Raw genomic sequence first — 19,846 nt, 5'->3', positions numbered from 1 at the left:
AGTGGTAAACTTTTTCAGTAGCAAAAATAGTAAAGTGGTAAACTTTTTCATTGTCACTACTGGTAAACAAATTCAGTAGCAAGTGGTAAAGAAATTCGTTGACATTCACACTTGGTATCTTATACGGGAAGATAGTAAACTCATATAAAGGGACTTTGTGTTTATAACACATTCTATTTAATTCAATCTCCATGTTGCCGTCTACAATAAGGTTCCCCATAGATATCAAAATCTTCTTTAATACATTCTTTGCATACTCTAATATAAGTTTTGGTCTTTGTAATATCGCTTATTCTAAGGCATTTATTGAGTTTATCAGGATAATCACCTTTGAAATACTCTAAAGCTTTTTCTTGCTTTTTCGTTGATAGAAAGGGTACAAAAAGAGGATAGATAGTATTATTATAAAAGAACATTTCTGAAGTGAAATCGGAAGGCAAATTATTGCATAAATAATCAAAAGATCCTTGAAAATTTAATCTTCCAACTTCAAATTTTCTATTAAAAAGCATTTTTCCCATAACTTCAAAATTAGGCGGTTGCATAGCAAATTGCATTCTAGAAAAAATGCTATAGGTTGACTCTTCATCTCTTATTTGAGGGAAATAGGAAAGCATAGTTACATCACCTCATAATCTCTGAACTCTATAGGAGATTTAATATATCCCATATTATGAAGCACCATATATGCATCTTTTTTACTATTATTGAAGGTAGTACGCAAGTCATCTTTTTTATAAGAATCGATGTTTTTGATTTTTGATTGCTTTTGTAGTTGAGGTGTTTCCTTTAATAATTTATCTCTAAACTTCTCCATAAATAATGTTTGTGCATCCTGCTCAATCTCTAAATAAGATTTAGTCATATCAACAGTTTTTAATACTTCCCGTAAGGTGTCTTTTAATAGATTAAGTTCTCCGGAAGCCATTCTTTGCATTTTACTAAGTAATTCTAAATATAAATCCTCATTTCGTTGATTTATTACCAGCCTATCTAAAGCAAAGGTTTGTTTTATAACTTCCTCTTTCGCAGCTAGCCTAGATAGATCCATTAATCTCTCTGATTCATTAGGTATCAAAATATCTTCATATTGAGCCATTAAGTTAATATCACCACTTTTAATTGCATCTCTCATTTTTTTAGTAAGAGCAAGATCCTTCTTTGCGGTTTCATTGATTGTTTGTTCATCTATCTTTTCATGTCCGTTATAAATTGCATTTGCTTGAGTGAATGTAAAAAGTTTAATTGCAAAGTCTACAATACCCTGGGAGTGTTCATAAAACAAGTTGATTAATTTATCAGATAGGGGTACTTTTTCTTGAGTCCATTGATATTGCCACAGGGCTGTCATAAACGTTTGCCATTCAGTCTTATCAGTTATTCTATCCCAAAGCATGAATCCATTACCACCTATTCTTCTTGGCCCTCTAATGTTATCTTGAAGAACCTGATATGCTTTATTTGTACCAATTACAAGAATAGGAACTTGGATTGTATTTATTATCTCAACCAGAAAATCTAAAAGTTCTTTAGTTTTCGATTGGGTTCTTGCAAGATGCTGTATTTCATCTATTACAGTAAGACCAATATTTTCATTTATAGCTGCATTAGGCATATTTTGAACCATAGTTCCACGTCTTTCTCCACCCCAATTTTTAAAATATTGAGCATTATCTATAATTTCATCAAGTTTATTGAAAAGGGCATTACATAGAGATTTTATGGTTCCATCTGTAGGACATTCTAATTTAATGTAAACTATTTGGTTCTCTATTAGTGAATGACCCTTATATTCAGTATGCTGTACAAACTGAGGAAAGAGATTTAATATTTTATTAGTTGAGACAGTTTTTCCACCGCCACTAATACCAAAGATACATAAGCCACTAGAAGTGGTATATATATCTTCAACCATATCTTCATCAATGTAAAAATTACTGATATTAATATCACGATTAAAGTATTTTCTTCTTATATTACATTTTCTTCTTACATTCTCAGGGTTGAATGGGTTTTTATCTTTATAACCATCTGTAAGTGCCATATAGATTTTATTATACAATTCAACATGCTTATTATTAGGAATAAAAAAATGTTTTAGCCTACTTAGAATTTGTATTCTTTGACTTTTTGACAGGTTTCTTTCTGCATCACTATACTTAATAGGAGAATATAATTTTCTATATAGTTCGGTAGGTTCAAGAAGCGGAGGGAGAGCCTCTATAAAAGGATTTCCATCATAATCAGGTAAAGATGGAGTAGCATATATTGCACTCATCCTACGTTTGTATTCAGTCATAATTAATCAACCTCCCTTACTTATCTTCATTGTCTCCCAATATAATTTTTTGTAATAAATCATTCATTTCATCGTTATGCTTTTGTACGTGTTCTTCATAGGTTATTTCATCATTGTCATTTGGTTTGTTTTTATATTTATCTAAGCTCACAACAATAGTATCATTATTTTGTGTTAGAGGATCAAGATCGAAATATTCTTCTTTACGCATAATAGTCTTTTCAATTTTTTTATTTATAGGGATATTTTTTATCTTATCTTTTGATAAGGGTGCTATCACTTTTGATTGTTTAACCGCATTGTCAATTATATCTTTCATCTGGTGATGTGAATTTATTTGCAATGAAATATTTTCAGTGTTATTTAATTTTTTTAATTTAGACTCGGTACTCCTTATTTTTATTAATTCATCAAGGGATATATCTTTATAATCTTTAAGGCTTTTCGGGAGCATATTACAGGTTTCAAATTGCATTGTCCTTTTGTCATAGATGTATATTTTATTTAAATTTCTTGGGTCATAGGCTATATCTACATTCTTAGGTGCATTTGAAACCCTTAAAAACCAATTTTCACGTATTCCAGTTTCACATGAATAATATAGCCTTTTGAAACAAATGCCACCTCTTTGGATAGATGCGGTAGCTTTAGGCATCAATGTAAGCATCATTTTTTCTTTAGGTATACTGCTAGTGAAAAGAAGTTTCATTGTAGCACCATAGTTCCATATATTTGAGGGCGTAGGAATTATTTGATTATCAATCATATCTTTACTCATAGAAAATGATTGTAAAACAGTATTGTTATAACCAAGTATAAACCTTATTAGCATTTGATTAAATTCTCTTATATTAAGTACAGCATTTTTCCTATAATCTTCACCACCTCTTTGCTGATGATTCTTCCTAACTCCACCTGGAACATATTTTTGCAAGTAATCATTAATAGTCTTAAACCATCTTTCAACAATACCTTTCATGTCAGGGCAATAGGGAGGGTTATTTTCAATGTTTATATGAAGATGACGTACAAGTTCATCAGATGCTTTACTTATAGTTTCACCTCTGTCAGCGTTTATCCTAGAGGGTATGCCATATGAAGGCCATTGTTCTTCTGTAATATCTATATCATATGTTTTACAGAAATCTACCTTATTCTCATTCATGTTCATATACGCCATCATAGCGGCGGTCCAACTGCTTTCCTCAAGTCCTGCGTAAAATCCAGTTATAAGCCTACTATAGACATCAATTATTATATATAAAGATGCTCTACCTACAACTATATTTCTAGATATGTTGCTTGAAAGATATATATCACTTACCGTTGAGTCAATTTCATATAAATGTCCTGGTCCAAAAACATTAATATCCTCTCTAGAAAGAGTTGGTCTTTCAGTTTGTTGATATTTTATTTCACCAATTTTGCTTAATATTTCACGTTTTAAATTTCTAATCTTATCCATATGATATTTAAATTGTCTAAGGGTTGGTATCTTATCATCATCAAGTATTTTTCTGATTTCATTGCCATTTTCAATTGTAAGATAAGAATAATATTTATATAAGAATTCATGATAAGCTTGTTTTATAGTTGAGCCATCAATCTTTAGATAATACAATTCGTATATATCTTTTATATGCAATAAAACATTATCATCAATTATGATACCTTCACCTTTAGTGACATCTCTTTTTCTGCCAGTTTTAATAGAGTAGTTTATAACTCTATTAATTTTCATGTGGGATAATAGAGAGTTTTTAGTCATACCGCCTTGGAGGTACAGTCTTAAATTTTTATATATGGTTACTTTACTTGCATGGAAATTTTTACTTATCTCAGTTATTAAATTAGAGCGGAAATTTACGTTATAGAGCCTTGAAAGATTATCAGTGGAACATAATTCTTTAATATATTCAAAAGCTACATCTCGTGCTTTTAAATATCTGTCTTGAATAGCACATTCATCGAATATTTTTAAATATGGATCATTTTCAAGAAATTCTAATTCATTATTAGTAACTTGAGATTCTACATTTGCAGTATTATCAAGGTATGGAAGTGCCTTTTTATTAGTGAGTTCTATGCAAACTATGTCAGAGTAATCAAAAGATATATGAACAATTCTATAATCAACAGTATCTTTTGTATTTCTAAACACCATATTGACCTGTAGTTTTTTCATAGAATGCCTCCTTAGAGTGTATTGACTGCTTTTAAAAGTATTTCGTTATTTACTTTTATATCATTTATAGTTAATGCGGTGATATTTAAAGATTTATTATATATATCCAAAACTATTATTTTATCAGTTATAGCTTTTAAAAATATTTCATTTATATCTGAAAAATTTATATTCAAGTCCTTTGATAACTTTGTAAGAAGGTAGGCTATTGGCATACTTTTAGAAGGAGTATTTTCTATGCCTTCAGTCAATTGCTTATACATGGCAAAGTTATATTGCTTTTCTAAGATGGTTTGATTATTGCTTAATTTATTTGAATGAAGTATATCCATATTATTTGTAAATATATTTGATAATTCTTTTTCAGTTATAATGCCCCAATCTATATTCTTTGAATTAAAGTAACGCCGTTCTATTTCAAATTTTTCAATAATTCTTTTATTAGAAAGATTAATAGAAGGAATTACTGTTCTAGCATGATGAGGTATATTACCATTATATTTTGTAGTAACTAGAAAATCAGTAGTCATAATAATAGGTTCACCATTAAAATTAGGATAATCTATCCCCGATTCTATTGCTATGTTTTGTAAAACGCCTATAGGAAAAAGGGGATATTGTTCTTTAATATCTAATACATCATTACTCCAATCAAAATGATAAAATGCAGCATACTCCAATTTTGATAGAAAATGATGTTCTCTGCCTGTTTTCCAACCCATGATGCGGTTGGCTTTACCTTTAGTTGGAACACTTCTTACATTTAAGAAAGGTGTATACTCAATATTATCTTTTTCCCAAAGTTTATCTTTTATATAGTCTTGAACAAATTTAGTTGTAAGCTTATTTGAATTATATCTACCCATTCATATTCCTCCTGATAGTTTAAAACAATTTATACATATCGATTTGTTAAAAATAAAAACCTTTTGGATTTTTTTTCTAAGGGGTGAAGTTCAGCAATTAACATCTAGAAAAATATTTCATCTATTAGTTGTTCAATTGAATAAAGAACAAATGTTCTTATAATTATTATGTCCGAAATTATATGCCAATATGTAAAAAAAATCACTATTTATATTATAAATAGTGATTTTTTTTATTTATTTATTTATTTGAATATTTATGAATAAATATTCATTTTGTAGTGAATGTCAAAGTTGTATCGGTAAAGGTTAAGGTTGTCACAGGACACCTCAAAGTTGTTCTAGTAAAGGTCAAAGTTGTATTTATGCTTTACTAATTAAAAATACAATGTGGTCTAGCTACATCCTGTAGTTGTTCCGCACTCTAAACAAACTTTACAAGTGCCATTTCTAACAAGCCTAGTACTTGAGCAATGAGAGCAAGTTTCAGAGTATAATCTTTCACCTTGAATATTACTCGTACTCATGTTTGCTTGGGAGATAACATTCTCATCCTCTGCTAAACTAGTCGAAATTTCGTTGTCAGAAGGTATTAGGGGATTGTTAGGTATATTATTGCCACTGTAATTTTCAGGCTTAATTTGACACCTTGAATAGTCTCCTAGTTCTATGTCAATAATCTTACTAATTAAATCAGATATAGATGAAACAGATTTAATATAAGGATGTTTTTGTACAAAACCATAAGGCTCAAATTTTTGTCCGCGAAGCATCTTAGATATATCTTCTGCAGGTACATGATGCTGAAGCATTACTGAAATTGCTTTTGATAGGGAATTAAGTAGTCCGGTAATAATAGTACCTTCTCTATCAGTAGTTATATATATTTCAGAAATTTCTCCGCTTGAACGTCTATTTACAGTAGTATAGACTTTTACATCATCAATTTGAGCAGGATGAGTAGTTCCATAACGTATTCCAATTGGTTTCTCTCTTGTTGAATTATGCGAGACATTTTGTAATGATTTTGCTTTCTTTAAAAGGGCTTCATATGATAAATCCTCAAGTAATACTTCTTTATTTTCAGACAATGTAGTGTTTAAAGGTTGACTCGCTTTTGAGCCATCTCTATATAGAGAGATACCTTTTACTCCTAATTTCCAAGAACTAATTATTACTTCTTTAAAGTCTTCTATAGTAGCATTTTTAGGTAAATTAACAGTTTTTGATATAGAACCTGATATCATTGGAGTTATTGCAGCCATCATAAGAACATGACCCATAAATGAGATATATCTTTGTCCGCTACCACACTTGTTTGCAGTATCAAATATATGCAAGTGCTCAGCTTTTAAATGTGGTGCACCTTCAATTTTACCATCAATAATTTTCTCATATTCAAAACCATCTTCATTAACTTTTTCTTTTCTTAGAATATAATCAAGAATGTCGGTTGTTTCACGCTGGCTGTATCCTAAATTATCTAGTGAAGCTTTAATAACAGGATTTACGATGGTCATGAATCCACCACCAGATAATTTCTTATAAATGAAATGACTAAAGTATGGTTCTACAGATGTTGCACCACAATCCATTGCAAAAGAAATAGTACCAGTAGGTGCTAAAACTGTAACTTGAGCATTTCTAAATCCGTATTTTTCACCACTGACTAATACTTTTGACCAACAATCTTTTAGGGTCTCACTTATATTTTTCAATGAATTCTTAATTAAATTATTGTGGTTAACTTTTATAGGCTCATAATTTAAATTCTCATATTTAGTATTTAGAGCTCCAGCTGCTCTAGCATGATTTCTTATAACTAGTTGCATGTGCTTTTTATTTATTTCATATTTCTCAAAAGGAGCTAGTTCATTTGCAAGTAGTGAAGATACATAATAAGATTGTGCTGTCATTATTCCACTAAGAGTTGCAGCTATATTTCTAGAATCCTCTGAGTCATATGCATAGCCCATTACCATAAATAAAGAAGCTAAATTTGCAAGCCCAAGTCCTGTAGTTCTAAATAAATAACTTTTTCTTGCTATATCCTCAGTTGGAAACTGGCCCCAATGTATTGATGCTTCAAGAACTAATTCAGTAAGTCCTATTAAATGTACATATCCTTCTACATCAAACTCTTTAGTCTTAGTATCATAAAATTTATAAACATTGATAGAAGCTAAATTACAAGCTGTGTCATCTAAAAAAGCATATTCTCCACAAGGATTAGTTGAATTAATTCTATTATATTTAGCATTAACTTTCCCGTCTTCTCCACCGGGGCAAGTGTGCCAGGCATTAAAGGTGTCATCAAACTGAGGAGCAGGGTCAGCACATTGCCAAGCAGCTTTATTAAAGGTATCCCAAAGTTCTTTAACCTTTATTTCCTCATCAATTGAAGAATCACATCTTCCTTTTAGAGTAATAGTTTGATTAGGATTTTTTGATAAATTATCAACTTTCATCATGAATTCGTCTGAGAATCTTATGGAGTTGTTTCCATTTTGACCAGATACAGTCTCATAAGCCTCTCCTTCAAAACTACCATCGTAACCCATTTTAGTTAGAGCACGTACTTTATCTTCCTCTTTAGCTTTCCAAGTCATGAACTCCATTATTTCAGGATGATTGATATCAAGGCATAACATCTTAGCTGCACGTCTTGTAGTTCCACCAGACTTAATTGCACCAGCATTCCTATCAAGGCCCCTTAAAAAACTCATTAGACCTGAAGAAACACCACCACTAGATAGTTTTTCACCGCGAGCTCTAAGGTTTGAGAAGTTAGTTCCTGTTCCAGAACCGCCTTTAAATAATTTGGTTTCTGTTACATACTGCTCAGAAATTGAATGCTCACCTAAAAGTTTATCTTCGATTGAGAGAATAAAACATGCTGAAGCTTGAGTTCTTGTATAAGCATCTTCACTTTTAACAATCTTTTTTTCTTTCTCATCATAATAAAAATTATCTAATGATCCACCTTTTATACCGTAGGATAAATTAAGGCCAGTGTTAAACCATTGAGGAGAGTTAGGAGCAAATATTTGATTTAAAAATGCATATATTAATTCATCATAAATAATTGCTTTTTCTTCTTGTGTTTTAATAACAGTTTCGTTAACTAAGGCTTCACACCAAAAATTAACAAGTCGATGAGCTACCATTCTCATACTATTTTCATAACCTAACTTATTATTAACACCAGATTTTCTAAAGTATTTTGAAGCTATTATATCGCAAGAATTCTGTGAGTAATGTTCTGGGAATTCTAAATCTTTCATATCTAAAAGTACCTTATTGGATTTATGGTCTTTCATAAATACATCCACTTTTTTCCATGTAAACAAATCAAAAACAGTAATGGTGGTATCTTTTTCTAATTCCTTTGTGTAATATCTTTTAATTAAGTTTTTTATTTCCGCCATAATTAATACTAGCCTATACAAGCTAGTATATTCACCTCCTATGAGTTATCTAATCTTGAAATTAATATCTAAAATATGTAAAAAAACCTAATTAATGCTTGGGAATACAAAGACTAAACGCTCTCTCTATAATTTCGCGTAATAGTGTGTATTAAAGTCACATAACACTATATGTAGTAAATATAGAAAAAATCATGACTACATATGGTAATCAAATCAATTTAGATTATATATTAAAACTGGAAAAAAATCAAATAAATAATTCGACAAATAAGAAACTTATTTATACAATATAGAGGTATAATAAACCTATATATATTATTTTGGAAGAGGCGGGGATTAAACTATGATACATCAATTCGATGGACAAATACCAAATATACATAAAAACACTTTTATTGCTAGCAGTTCAGACGTCATAGGGAATGTGTCTATTGGGGAGCACAGTAGCATTTGGTTTGGAGCTGTCTTAAGAGGTGATATGAACAGCATGTCTATAGGGTCTTTTACAAATGTTCAAGATAATTGCACGGTTCATAATGATGATGATTTCCCAACGACTATTGGAGATTATGTAACAATTGGACATAATTCTATTGTGCACGGTTGCACAATAGCAAATAATACTTTAATCGGGATGGGCAGCACTATCTTAAATGGGGCTAAAATAGGAGAGTATACTATAATTGGAGCCGGTAGCTTAGTAACACAAGGCAAAAAAATACCTTCAGGAGTTCTTTGTATGGGAAGCCCAGCAAAGGTTATTCGTCAGCTTACTCAAGAAGAAAAACAAAGCTTAAAAGAATCAGCAGAGCATTATGCGGAGCTTTCATTGAAATATATAGCAAAATAGATTAAAGTTAAATATAGTAACCTTTTGTAAAGCTTTATTTGCTAAAAGGTTACTTTGTTTTTTAAAATAAAAATAAATAGCTTTTATTTTCACTAGTTTTTTAATACAATAGAGGTTAGAGAATAAACAGTTGTGACATTGTGTTTTTAAGGAGTGAGAAATATTATAAAATTAAATGGAATAGAAAAGATGACAAATGAGCAGAAATATAAATATATGCTAATTCTTTTAGAAGGACAACTTAGCTCAGAAAAAAATGATCTAGCAAATTTATCAAACGCAGCGGCGATAGTTAAAGCGGTTATGGATAGAATTAATTGGGCAGGGTTTTACATTATACGTGAGAATACATTAGTTCTCGGAATGTTTCAGGGCCTTCCAGCTTGTAACCGAGTAGAATTAGGTAAAGGTGTATGCGGAGCGGCGGTAACAGAGAAGAAACTTAAACGTATAGAAAATGTTCATGATTTTATAGGACACATTGCTTGTGACTCTGCAACAAATTCAGAAATTGTTATACCTATAATAAAAGACGATGTGATTTATGGGGTTTTGGATATAGATAGCCCATATATAGGTAGGTTTACAGAACTTGAAGAAGAGTATTTAGTAAAATTCGTTGATAAACTTAATAAATATATAGATTGGTCAAAAGTTTAAAAAAAGGTAGGAGATAATAAATGATAAAAATAGGAGATTTAAATAATTTAACAGTAGTTAGAAGAGCGGACTTTGGGTATTACTTAGGCGCTGGGACAGATAACACTAGTGATGACATATTACTGCCAATGAAAAGCACATTAGGTAGAGGTCTTAAAATTGATGAGGAAGTTGAGGCATTCATATACAGAGACTCCAGTGACAGATTAATTGCAACGTTAAAGAAACCTCTTGCAAAGGTTGGTGACTTAGCTTATTTAAAAGTAGTTGACATGACTGCAATAGGAAGTTTTGTGGAAATAGGTTTAGAAAGAGATATATTAGTTCCTTTTAAAGAAGAAAATTACAAATTGGAAACAGGTAGAAAATATCTTTTCTACATATATTTAGACAAGACTGGAAGACTTGCAGCTACTACTTTTATTGATCAATATTTATATGATACCGATTCATATGAAATTGATGATGAAGTGGAGGGAACAGTATACGGAATCCAGACTAATGGTACATTAATGATAGCTGTTGATGATATTTATAGAGCTGTTATTCTAAGAAATGAGAATTATACTAGTGTAACACCAGGAGATAGATTAAAAGTAAGAGTACAAAAATATTATGAAGATGGTAAAATGGATGTAACAGCAAGAAAACCAAGGCTTGAAGAAAGAGATGAAGTTGAAGAGCAAATATTAGAATATCTAAATAAGTCAAATGGATTTATGACATTTAATGATAAAAGTTCTCCAGATGATATAAAGAAAACATTTAAAACTAGTAAAAACGCATTTAAAAGAGCGTTAGGTGGGCTTATGAAATCGAATCTAATTGTTCAAAATGAAGAAGGTACCAAATTAAAAGAAGTAGAATAATTAACTGAAAAGTTTACTTGTGTATTGAATACAGGAGTGGGCTTTTTTTATTTCTATTGGTATCCTTATAATTATTAATCATTTAATTGTATATAGGGGTTACATTATTTTCAGCTTCTACATTATTTTTGAGAGAAACATGTAGTTCGTATTTTTTATTTAATGCGCAAAAAAAAGCCTATATAAATAGACTTTTTTAACATGCTTTATATTTTCAGTGAATTACGTTTGAATATTTTTACAATTTCATTAATAAGTAGTGGCATTAATGATAATCCAGTAACGATGCCCCAATCCGCTAAAGTTAAATCATGAACACTAAAAGCGTTTGCTAAGAATGGAATACTTATTATTGAATCTTGTAATACTATACCAAAAACTATAGCTGCAATCAAATATTTATTTGAAAATAAACCTATTTGGAATATGGATTTTTTATCATTTCTCATATTTAAAGAGTGAACAAGTTGAGAAACGCTAAGTACTACAAAAGCCATAGTTTGTGCATGCTCTAAAGCATCAGCTTTAATATCTTTAGGGAATAGTGGGAAAATACTAGTATCTCCGTTATAGTATTTTGCACCTATTACAAAAGCTGCTAAGGTTAGTAATCCAATTAACATTCCGTTTAAAAGTAAACTTATACTTGAACCCTTAAATAAACTATCGTTTGGGTTACGTGGTTTATATTTCATTACATCAGGGTCACCAGGGTCTACGCCTAAGGCTAAGGCTGGAAGTGTATCTGTAATTAAATTAATCCATAATATATGGATAGGTCTAAGAGGCGATGCCCAACCTAAAAGTATTGCTAGAAATAGCGCTACAATTTCTCCAAGATTACAAGATATAAGGAATACTACAGTTTTTTTGATGTTTGTAAAGATATTTCTACCCTCGCGTATAGCTGAAACAATAGTTGAAAAGTTATCATCTATTAATACCATATCAGCAGCACCTTTAGCTACATCAGTACCTGTTATACCCATGGCCACACCGATATTTGCCATCTTAAGAGATGGTGCATCATTTACTCCGTCTCCAGTCATTGAGACAATATTCCCCTTGGATTTAAGAGCTTTTATGATTTTAACTTTGTGTTCTGGCGACACTCTTGCAAATACGCTTATATTATCAATTTTACCGTTAAGTTCCTCGTCTGTTAGTTTATCAAGTTCATTACCAGACATAACAGCTAGTGGATCTGTAGTAATATTAAGTTCTTTAGCTATAGCAAAAGCAGTATTTTGATGGTCACCAGTGATCATTACAGTTTTTATTCCAGAATTTTTACATAGAGAAATAGAATCCTTAACCTCTAGTCTAGGAGGATCTATCATACCCACCATACCAATAAGCACTAAATCACTTTCTAAGGAATCAATTTCTACATGATTTGTAGGAATAATTTTGTAAGCAGCTCCTAGCACTCTTAAGGCATCATCGGACATGTTGTTTGATTCAGCTAATATTTCTTTTTTAATGCTGGGGGTAATTTCAACTATATTGCCTTTAATATACACCTTAGTACATAGTTTTAATAGATTATCAATGGCGCCTTTTGTCATCACATAATACTGGTTATCGTACTTGTTTACAGTAGTCATCAATTTTCGATCAGATTCAAAAGGAATCTCATCTATTCTTTTATGCTCTTTTTCTAAGTCGTCTTTAAATATTTTGTAATTAACTCCAGCTACGAGTAATGCAATTTCGGTAGGGTCTCCGGTTTTTGAGTTTTCAGAGTAAGTAGCGTCATTACATAAAATAAGATTTTCAAGTAATAGCTTATGTTCATTATTATTAATATCTAGAGTGCCTATATCTTGAAGGGTGTTACCAGTATAGAATTTTGTAACAGTCATTTTATTTTGGGTTAATGTTCCAGTTTTATCTGAACATATAATATTAACTGAACCTAAAGTTTCAACAGCAGGTAATTTACGTACAATGGCTTTCTCTTTTATCATTTTTTGAACTCCCATTGCAAGAACTATAGTTACTATTGCAGCAAGGCCTTCAGGAATAGCTGCAACAGCTAGGCTGATAGATGTAAGTAGCATTTCAAAAAGATCTCTTTTTTGAAGAACACCGACGGTAAACATAAGAGCGCATATAACAAGGGCTCCTATTCCTAGGTATTTTCCAAGCTGTGCGAGTTTCTTTTGGAGAGGAGTCTCAGAATCTACATTTTCATCAAGCATTTTAGCAATCTTACCTATTTGGGTATTCATTCCAGTAGAGACTGCTATTCCAACACCTCTACCGTAGGTTGCAAGAGTAGACATGAAAAGCATATTTTTTTGATCGCCTAGTGGGATATCATCGCCAGTTAAAGCAAGCATAGCATCTTTATCTACTGGGACAGATTCTCCTGTAAGCGTAGATTCTTCAATTTTTAAGTTTGCAGTTTCAATTAATCTTAAATCGCAAGGTACATATCTGCCCGCGTCTATAATAACAATATCTCCAGGTACAACTTCTTTAGATGGGATCTCTGTTACTTGCCCATCACGCTTAACTACAGCCTTAGGCGTAGATAATTTTTTAAGTGCATCAAGAGCTTTTTCTGCTTTAGACTCTTGAATAATTCCTACACTAGCATTAATAATAATAACAATAGCAATTATTATTGCGTCACTTGTTTCACCAAGAAGAGCAGAAATTACGGCAGCTATAATTAAAATATAAATTAAAATGTCATTTAATTGGGCAAAAAACATAGCTAGTAGAGTTTTTGGCTTTTTAGATTCTAATTGATTTAGTCCGAATTTTTCCTTTCTTAGTTCTATTTCCTTTTGAGATAGCCCGATTTCCGGACTTACATCCAATTCTTTTAAAACTTCCTCTATACTTTTGTTGAAAAACATGAATATCACCTCGCCATTTAGTATTTGTTATTAAAGTGTAATTTATTAAAAATATTAAAAATAATAAAATTAGTATATCATAATATAAAGCTTGCTTATATAAGTATATGTAGAAATTAAAGGAAATACATAAAAATATTTATATAGGTATTAAGGAATAAAATATAATTCCTAATATTCCAGAAATCACTATGACTATAATAGGGTGAAGTTTATTACTAAGTAACAGTCCCAAAATTATAACTCCAATGATAATGCTCTTAAAGTCTTTATAGGATTCACGCCCAAGTGATAAGAATACAGAGATTATAAGACCAATCATAGCAGGCCTCATACCTGCGAGTGCAGCTTTCATTATATAAGATTCCTTAAATTTTAGTATATAGTGATTTGCTATCGAGACTAATAAAAAAGAAAATGATACCACACCTAGAGTTGCAGCTATACTACCTAATATACCAGAAACTTTAAAGCCAACAAAAGTAGCAGAATTTATAGCTATTGGTCCTGGAGTCATCTGTGATATACCAATAATGTCAATAAATTGTTTGGATGTAATCCACTTATGGTTTACTACGATTTCTCTTTGAATAACTGGAAGCATTGCATAACCTCCACCAAAACTAAAGGCACCTATTTTTAAGAATGACAAATAGATTTTGATTAAAGTAGACATTTACTTCACCTTCTTTCCAAGGAATATAATCCCATATAAACCGGATAAAAGTATAACTATAACAGGGTGTACGTTAAAAATTGATATACTTGCAATAGTTATTAAAATTATAATTATATTAATGTAATTTCTTTTTAAGGATTTGGATAAACTTACAACGGCTATGAGTATGAGCATTGGTACTGCAGCGGATATACCTTTAAAAATTAAATCTACATAATAATAATCCCGAAACTTTATAAAAAAAACTGCAATACATAAAATTATAAAAAACGAAGGTAAAATTACACCAAGAAGTCCGATGATTGCTCCAGGCAGGCCGCCAATTCTATAACCAATAAATATACTGCTATTAACAACTAAGGCTCCAGGAAATGTTTGAGAAATAACAACTATATCTAGAAAATCTTCTTTGGAAATCCATTTTTTTTTGGTTACTACTTCAGTTTCAATTAGTGGAATCATAGCATAACCTCCGCCAAAGGTAAAAGATCCTATTTTAAAAAAAGTCAAAAACATATTTAGTATTCTTTTGATTTTGATCACCTCTAAGAAATTATTTTTATATGTGGTTAGAATTTATTTTTCATTGTGGCAAGAATTTATTTTCATACGGGGCAAGAATTTATTTTCATACGGGTATATTTTTTTGCTTGAAATTCGATATAATATATATAAGGGTACAAATGATATATTAGTTAGTTATAATAAATATATTCCAAATTAGGAGGCGAGAAAACAATGGAAATATCAAGAACTAGAAGAAATTCTCCTGTTTCATCAGATAAGAAAACTTCATCTAATAAAATGGACTTTTCTCAAAACTTTAGCTTTGCTAGGCAGCAAAAATCAGAGCAACAGCTAAAAGAAATGATGGATGATATAAAAAAGAAGGGAAATAGGTTAAGTATTACAAAATGTTTTGCTGATGTTAAGGCTTATAAAAATTTAATTAGACAATACTTGGATTCAGTTTTAAAACATATGTACGAGGTTAAAAAGGATATTAGTTTTTGGCAAACACAATACTTTATAACTGTTGATACTGTTGATGCTAAGTTAGAGGAACTTACGCAAGCGTTATTAGATGGAGAAAAAGAAAACCTAGACATCGCAAATACTGTTGATGAAATTTCAGGATTAATTGTTGACATTTATAAGTAAAGGAACAAAAGATATATATTACTAGTAATGCTTCATATTCGCTAAGAACTCCTATATTCAATGCATTAGTCGTATTGCAATACGCGTAATATATATCTTTGGTTTGAGTGTTAAAAAACATTAAAGGAAAGAATTGTAACTTGCATCTGAAGGCATTCTAAGGTCGCCTCTTGGGGATACACTAATAGTTCCTACTTTCGGGCCATCAGGCAAAGCTGAACGTTTAAATTGTTGAGTAAAGAACCTTTTTATAAATTTGTCAAACCATTTCATAATTTCTTCATGAGAGTAATTATCTTTGAAAGCTTCTTTAGCTAAAAATAATATTTTTTTAGGAGCAGCACCCTGCCTCATAAAATAATAAAGGAAAAAGTCATGTAGTTCATATGGGCCTACTATATCTTCAGTCTTTTGAGTGATTTTACCACTCTTATCTTTAGGAAGAAGTTCCGGACTAACAGGAGTGTCAAGCACATCTAAAAGAATGTCTGTTACTTCCTTTGAGGCTTCTTTATCTGATACATATTTAACTAAATATCTTACCAGAGTCTTAGGAATTGAGCAGTTTACAGAATACATGGACATGTGGTCTCCATTATATGTACACCAACCTAAGGCCAGTTCTGATAAATCTCCTGTACCTATTAGTAATCCACCTTCCTTATTAGCAAGGTCCATAAGAATTTGAGTTCTCTCTCTTGCTTGAACATTCTCATAGGTTACATCATGTTTCTCAACTGGATGATTTATGTCTTTAAAATGTTGAAGGCATGCGTCAACTATATTGATTTCGCGAAGCTCGGTACCTAAATTTTTGCATAGGTTCACTGCATTCTTGTAGGTCCTATCGGTGGTTCCAAAACCAGGCATAGTTACAGTAATTATGTTTTTAAGAGGTATTTTTAACAAATCAAAAGTTTTAACAATAACTAGTAGTGCTAAAGTTGAATCAAGTCCACCAGATATTCCAATAATAGCTTTATTAAGACCAGTAAAAGAAAATCTTTTTGCTAAAGCTGAAGATTGAATATTAAATATTTCCTTGCAACGTATTTCTCTCTTATGTAAATTGGAAGGAACAAAAGGGTGTTTATCAATATACCTATCAAAAATTCCAAAATCCAGGTTCGAAAATTCAAAAGGAATTTCTAAAACATCAAATGGGCATATTGAATTACTATTTCTAAAACTTGTATTTTTTAATCTTTCGTTATTTAACTTATCCATATCTACTATAGAAGTTATAATCTCATTTTCTCTTTGAAATCTATTATTTTCTTTAAGCAATAAACCATTTTCGCTAATTAAAAGATGGCCACTGAAAAGTAAATCTGTAGAGGATTCAAAAACACCAGAGGATGCATATAAATAGGAACACATACATCTTGCGCTCTGAGATGAAACTAAGGACTTTCTGTAATCAGCTTTGCTTACTAATTCATTTGATGCTGATAAATTAGCAATAATGTTTGCACCTTGAAGAGCTAAATAGCTACTTGGAGGGATTGTTACCCAAAGATCCTCGCAAATCTCAATACCAAATTTAATATTTCCACAGGTGAATAATAAATTTGTTCCAAAAGGGATGCCCTTTGCAAAAGAAAAATTCACGGTTTTATTTACGATTCCAAGACCTTCAGCGAACCATCTTTTTTCATAAAACTCGGAGTAATTTGGGATATAGCTTTTTGGGACTATTCCTAAAAGATTGCCGTTAAATATTATATAAGCACAGTTATATAAACAATTATTAAAATGTAGGGGAGCGCCTACAGCAATTAGTATATCTTTATTTTTAGAATATTCACATAGTGATTTAATTGCACTCTCTGACTTTTCAAGAAGTTGATGTTGAAGGAATAAATCTGCACATGTATATGCTGTTATGCAAAGTTCTGGGAAAACTATGAATTTTGAGTTTTCATCGATTGCCTTTTCTATGCAGCTTTGTATGTTAATTAAGTTAAATTCTATATCTGCTACATTTACTATTGGGCAAGCAGCAGAAACTTTTATAAAAGAATTTTTCAAACGAATTCACGACCTTTCTTTGGTTTTAAATATAGTATATGCAAAAATGACTTTATATAACGGATATTAACTAAAATTATATCATTATTTTAATGGGATTAGTAGGGACGGTTAATGATTATTTTACCAAAATATAAACATTAATTTAAATATATACATAATTATTACAATGTGAAAAGTAGATATTTGTAATTATATTTATGAAGTTGGGTTAATAATACAATAAAACTGTATTATTAAGTTGGAAAAAGAGATATAATTAGATTATGAATTAGCAATGGACGAGGGAGAAGACTAAAGTAAATTAATTTATTAAAAAAAAGGGGGTACAATATGATTTGGACGCCAATGATATTTTGGGTGCTCGTAGCACTAGGGGCACTAGTTATTGATATTACAACTAGTAGTTTTATGTTTATATGGTTTGCTATAGGTGCAGTCGCAGCAATAATTGCTGTTGGTTTAAATGCATCAGTAGTTGTTCAAACAATCTCTTTTGTAGCAGTTAGTGCAGTGGTTATGTCTGTGGGTTATCCTATTGTTAAGAGAACTATAAAGAAAACTGTAACAAAGACCCTGACTATGGAAGAAGGGTATATAGGAAAAGAGTTTGTTATAACAAAGGATATCGATGAAAAAGCGAATATTAAATTTCAAGGAATTTATTGGACTGTAAAAAATGTAGGAGAACCTTTAAAAAAAGGTGACTCCGTTCAAGTTACTGGTATCGAAGGAAATAAATTATTAATAGCTAAAGTTTAAGGTGAATTAAAATTCGAGGAGGAATTTGTAATGGGAATAGGGGCAGGTATAGGTTTGTTTTTATTGTTAGTAATCATAATTATGATTTTAACATCTATTAAAATTGTTAATACTGGATATGTGGTTCTAGTAGAAAGGTTTGGTCAGTTTCATAGGATATTAGAGCCAGGTTGGCATTTAACAATTGTATTTGCAGATTTTGTTAGAAGGAGAATCTCTACTAAGCAGCAAATACTAGACATACAACCACAGAATGTTATAACTAAAGATAATGTTAATATATCAATTGATAATGTTATATTTTATAAGGTTACTAACTCAAGGGATGCAGTTTACAATATTGAGGATTATAAATCAGGTATTGTGTATTCAACTATTACTAACATGAGAAATATTGTGGGAGATCTTACTTTAGATGAAGTATTATCAGGAAGAGATAGAATAAATTCTAGGCTTCTTGAAATAATTGATGAAATTACAGATGCTTATGGAATAAAAATACTATCAGTAGAAATTAAAAATATTATTCCACCAGGTGAAATTCAACAAGCTATGGAAAAACAAATGAGAGCAGAAAGAGATAAGAGAGCGTTTATACTTACAGCAGAAGGAGAAAAACAAAGTTTAATTGAAAAAGCAGAAGGACATAAGCAAGCTCAAATATTAAATGCGGAAGCTGAAAAACAAGCAAATATTAGACGCGCTGAAGGTCTTAAAGAATCTCAACTACTTGAAGCAGAAGGTAAAGCTCGTGCTATAGAGACTATAGCAATTGCAGAATCAGAAGCAATAAGAAAGATAAATACTGCAATTATTGAGTCAGGTACAAATGAAACAGTAATAGCTTTAAAACAAATAGAAGCCCTTAAAGAAATGGCAAAAGGTCCAGCTAATAAACTTATACTTCCAAATGAGGCATTGTCTAGTTTTGGTAGTATAGCAGCGATAGCTGAAATGTTAAAAATGAATAAAAATACTGAAAGTATATCATTTGAAAAGAAACCAGTAAAAAATATACCAGTAAAAAATGAACTAATTGAAAATAGATTAAAATAAAAAGAAAACCTGAGAAATAAACTGGTACCTATAGGAAGGACACTAAAAAAAAAGTGTTTGGATTATAGGTGCTTTTTTTGTATAATTTATATATAGATAGGATGGTGGCAAATGAGTAAAATATTAT

The 19,846-nt window shown here is 30.8% G+C and carries 15 protein-coding genes; 6 read left to right on the top strand and 9 right to left on the bottom strand.

Annotated features, from left to right (window positions below; all coding sequences use genetic code 11):
- Positions 1–182 precede the first annotated feature (182 nt).
- The 5 genes from KPL55_RS23505 to KPL55_RS23485 all read right to left on the bottom strand — a co-directional run bounded on the left by KPL55_RS23505 (position 183) and on the right by KPL55_RS23485 (position 8,778).
- On the bottom strand, positions 183–617 hold the full coding sequence (locus KPL55_RS23505) for a TniQ family protein (protein WP_216309191.1): 435 nt from the start codon (positions 615–617) through the stop codon (positions 183–185).
- A 2-nt stretch (positions 618–619) separates the two neighbouring features.
- On the bottom strand, positions 620–2,299 hold the full coding sequence (locus KPL55_RS23500) for an ATP-binding protein (protein ID WP_216309190.1): 1,680 nt from the start codon (positions 2,297–2,299) through the stop codon (positions 620–622).
- A 16-nt stretch (positions 2,300–2,315) separates the two neighbouring features.
- Complete coding sequence (locus KPL55_RS23495; RefSeq protein WP_216309189.1) at positions 2,316–4,484, bottom strand: TnsB C-terminal domain-containing protein; 2,169 nt, start codon at positions 4,482–4,484, stop codon at positions 2,316–2,318.
- An 11-nt stretch (positions 4,485–4,495) separates the two neighbouring features.
- On the bottom strand, positions 4,496–5,350 hold the full coding sequence (locus KPL55_RS23490) for a TnsA endonuclease N-terminal domain-containing protein (RefSeq protein WP_216309188.1): 855 nt from the start codon (positions 5,348–5,350) through the stop codon (positions 4,496–4,498).
- A 395-nt stretch (positions 5,351–5,745) separates the two neighbouring features.
- Positions 5,746–8,778, bottom strand: coding sequence for a vitamin B12-dependent ribonucleotide reductase (locus tag KPL55_RS23485; protein ID WP_216309187.1), 3,033 nt, complete (start codon positions 8,776–8,778; stop codon positions 5,746–5,748).
- 346 nt (positions 8,779–9,124) lie between these two features.
- Between KPL55_RS23485 and KPL55_RS23480 the strand changes: the two genes are divergently transcribed.
- The 3 genes from KPL55_RS23480 to KPL55_RS23470 all read left to right on the top strand — a co-directional run bounded on the left by KPL55_RS23480 (position 9,125) and on the right by KPL55_RS23470 (position 11,160).
- On the top strand, positions 9,125–9,631 hold the full coding sequence (locus tag KPL55_RS23480; RefSeq protein ID WP_216309186.1) for a gamma carbonic anhydrase family protein: 507 nt from the start codon (positions 9,125–9,127) through the stop codon (positions 9,629–9,631).
- Between the two features lie 189 nt (positions 9,632–9,820).
- Complete coding sequence (gene msrC, locus KPL55_RS23475; protein ID WP_216309194.1) at positions 9,821–10,291, top strand: free L-methionine (R)-S-oxide reductase MsrC; 471 nt, start codon at positions 9,821–9,823, stop codon at positions 10,289–10,291.
- Positions 10,292–10,311: 20 nt separating this feature from the next.
- Positions 10,312–11,160 (top strand): CvfB family protein, encoded by an 849-nt coding sequence (locus KPL55_RS23470; protein WP_216309185.1) that lies wholly within the window; start codon positions 10,312–10,314, stop codon positions 11,158–11,160.
- Positions 11,161–11,366: 206 nt separating this feature from the next.
- Here the strand turns inward: KPL55_RS23470 and KPL55_RS23465 are convergent, their stop codons facing one another.
- From KPL55_RS23465 to KPL55_RS23455, 3 genes are all read right to left on the bottom strand, one after another.
- Positions 11,367–14,030 (bottom strand): cation-translocating P-type ATPase, encoded by a 2,664-nt coding sequence (locus KPL55_RS23465; RefSeq protein ID WP_246599784.1) that lies wholly within the window; start codon positions 14,028–14,030, stop codon positions 11,367–11,369.
- A 139-nt stretch (positions 14,031–14,169) separates the two neighbouring features.
- Positions 14,170–14,706, bottom strand: coding sequence for a chromate transporter (locus tag KPL55_RS23460; protein ID WP_216309184.1), 537 nt, complete (start codon positions 14,704–14,706; stop codon positions 14,170–14,172).
- A complete protein-coding gene (locus KPL55_RS23455) occupies positions 14,707–15,225 on the bottom strand; it encodes a chromate transporter (RefSeq protein WP_246599783.1) in 519 nt (172 codons plus the stop codon). It abuts the gene before it with no gap.
- A 222-nt stretch (positions 15,226–15,447) separates the two neighbouring features.
- Between KPL55_RS23455 and KPL55_RS23450 the strand changes: the two genes are divergently transcribed.
- Positions 15,448–15,870, top strand: coding sequence for a YaaR family protein (locus KPL55_RS23450; protein ID WP_216309183.1), 423 nt, complete (start codon positions 15,448–15,450; stop codon positions 15,868–15,870).
- Positions 15,871–15,990: 120 nt separating this feature from the next.
- On the opposite strand, the gene KPL55_RS23445 is transcribed toward KPL55_RS23450, so the two are convergent.
- Positions 15,991–17,901, bottom strand: a complete 1,911-nt coding sequence (locus tag KPL55_RS23445) for an NAD(+) synthase (protein WP_216309182.1) — start codon at positions 17,899–17,901, stop codon at positions 15,991–15,993.
- Between the two features lie 333 nt (positions 17,902–18,234).
- Between KPL55_RS23445 and KPL55_RS23440 the strand changes: the two genes are divergently transcribed.
- Together KPL55_RS23440 and KPL55_RS23435 are read left to right on the top strand one after the other, a co-directional pair.
- A complete protein-coding gene (locus tag KPL55_RS23440; RefSeq protein WP_216309181.1) occupies positions 18,235–18,663 on the top strand; it encodes an NfeD family protein in 429 nt (142 codons plus the stop codon).
- Positions 18,664–18,693: 30 nt separating this feature from the next.
- On the top strand, positions 18,694–19,719 hold the full coding sequence (locus KPL55_RS23435; RefSeq protein ID WP_216309180.1) for an SPFH domain-containing protein: 1,026 nt from the start codon (positions 18,694–18,696) through the stop codon (positions 19,717–19,719).
- Positions 19,720–19,846 lie beyond the last annotated feature (127 nt).

The organism is Clostridium lacusfryxellense, assembly GCF_018861735.1.
GTDB classification, from domain to species: domain Bacteria; phylum Bacillota; class Clostridia; order Clostridiales; family Clostridiaceae; genus Clostridium_AD; species Clostridium_AD lacusfryxellense.
This window is presented reverse-complemented; position numbering and strand designations above follow the sequence as displayed.

Excerpts from the sequence above, each read along its gene's own strand:
- KPL55_RS23440 (WP_216309181.1), top strand. The coding sequence starts at position 18,235 with ATGATTTGGACGCCAATGATATTTTGGGTGCTCGTAGCACTAGGGGCA.
- KPL55_RS23490 (WP_216309188.1), bottom strand. The coding sequence starts at position 5,350 with ATGGGTAGATATAATTCAAATAAGCTTACAACTAAATTTGTTCAAGAC.
- KPL55_RS23505 (WP_216309191.1), bottom strand. The coding sequence starts at position 617 with ATGCTTTCCTATTTCCCTCAAATAAGAGATGAAGAGTCAACCTATAGC.
- KPL55_RS23485 (WP_216309187.1), bottom strand. The coding sequence starts at position 8,778 with ATGGCGGAAATAAAAAACTTAATTAAAAGATATTACACAAAGGAATTA.
- msrC (WP_216309194.1), top strand. The coding sequence starts at position 9,821 with ATGACAAATGAGCAGAAATATAAATATATGCTAATTCTTTTAGAAGGA.
- KPL55_RS23495 (WP_216309189.1), bottom strand. The coding sequence starts at position 4,484 with ATGAAAAAACTACAGGTCAATATGGTGTTTAGAAATACAAAAGATACT.
- KPL55_RS23435 (WP_216309180.1), top strand. The coding sequence starts at position 18,694 with ATGGGAATAGGGGCAGGTATAGGTTTGTTTTTATTGTTAGTAATCATA.
- KPL55_RS23450 (WP_216309183.1), top strand. The coding sequence starts at position 15,448 with ATGGAAATATCAAGAACTAGAAGAAATTCTCCTGTTTCATCAGATAAG.
- KPL55_RS23460 (WP_216309184.1), bottom strand. The coding sequence starts at position 14,706 with ATGTCTACTTTAATCAAAATCTATTTGTCATTCTTAAAAATAGGTGCC.
- KPL55_RS23500 (WP_216309190.1), bottom strand. The coding sequence starts at position 2,299 with ATGACTGAATACAAACGTAGGATGAGTGCAATATATGCTACTCCATCT.
- KPL55_RS23480 (WP_216309186.1), top strand. The coding sequence starts at position 9,125 with ATGATACATCAATTCGATGGACAAATACCAAATATACATAAAAACACT.
- KPL55_RS23470 (WP_216309185.1), top strand. The coding sequence starts at position 10,312 with ATGATAAAAATAGGAGATTTAAATAATTTAACAGTAGTTAGAAGAGCG.
- KPL55_RS23455 (WP_246599783.1), bottom strand. The coding sequence starts at position 15,225 with ATGTTTTTGACTTTTTTTAAAATAGGATCTTTTACCTTTGGCGGAGGT.
- KPL55_RS23465 (WP_246599784.1), bottom strand. The coding sequence starts at position 14,030 with ATGTTTTTCAACAAAAGTATAGAGGAAGTTTTAAAAGAATTGGATGTA.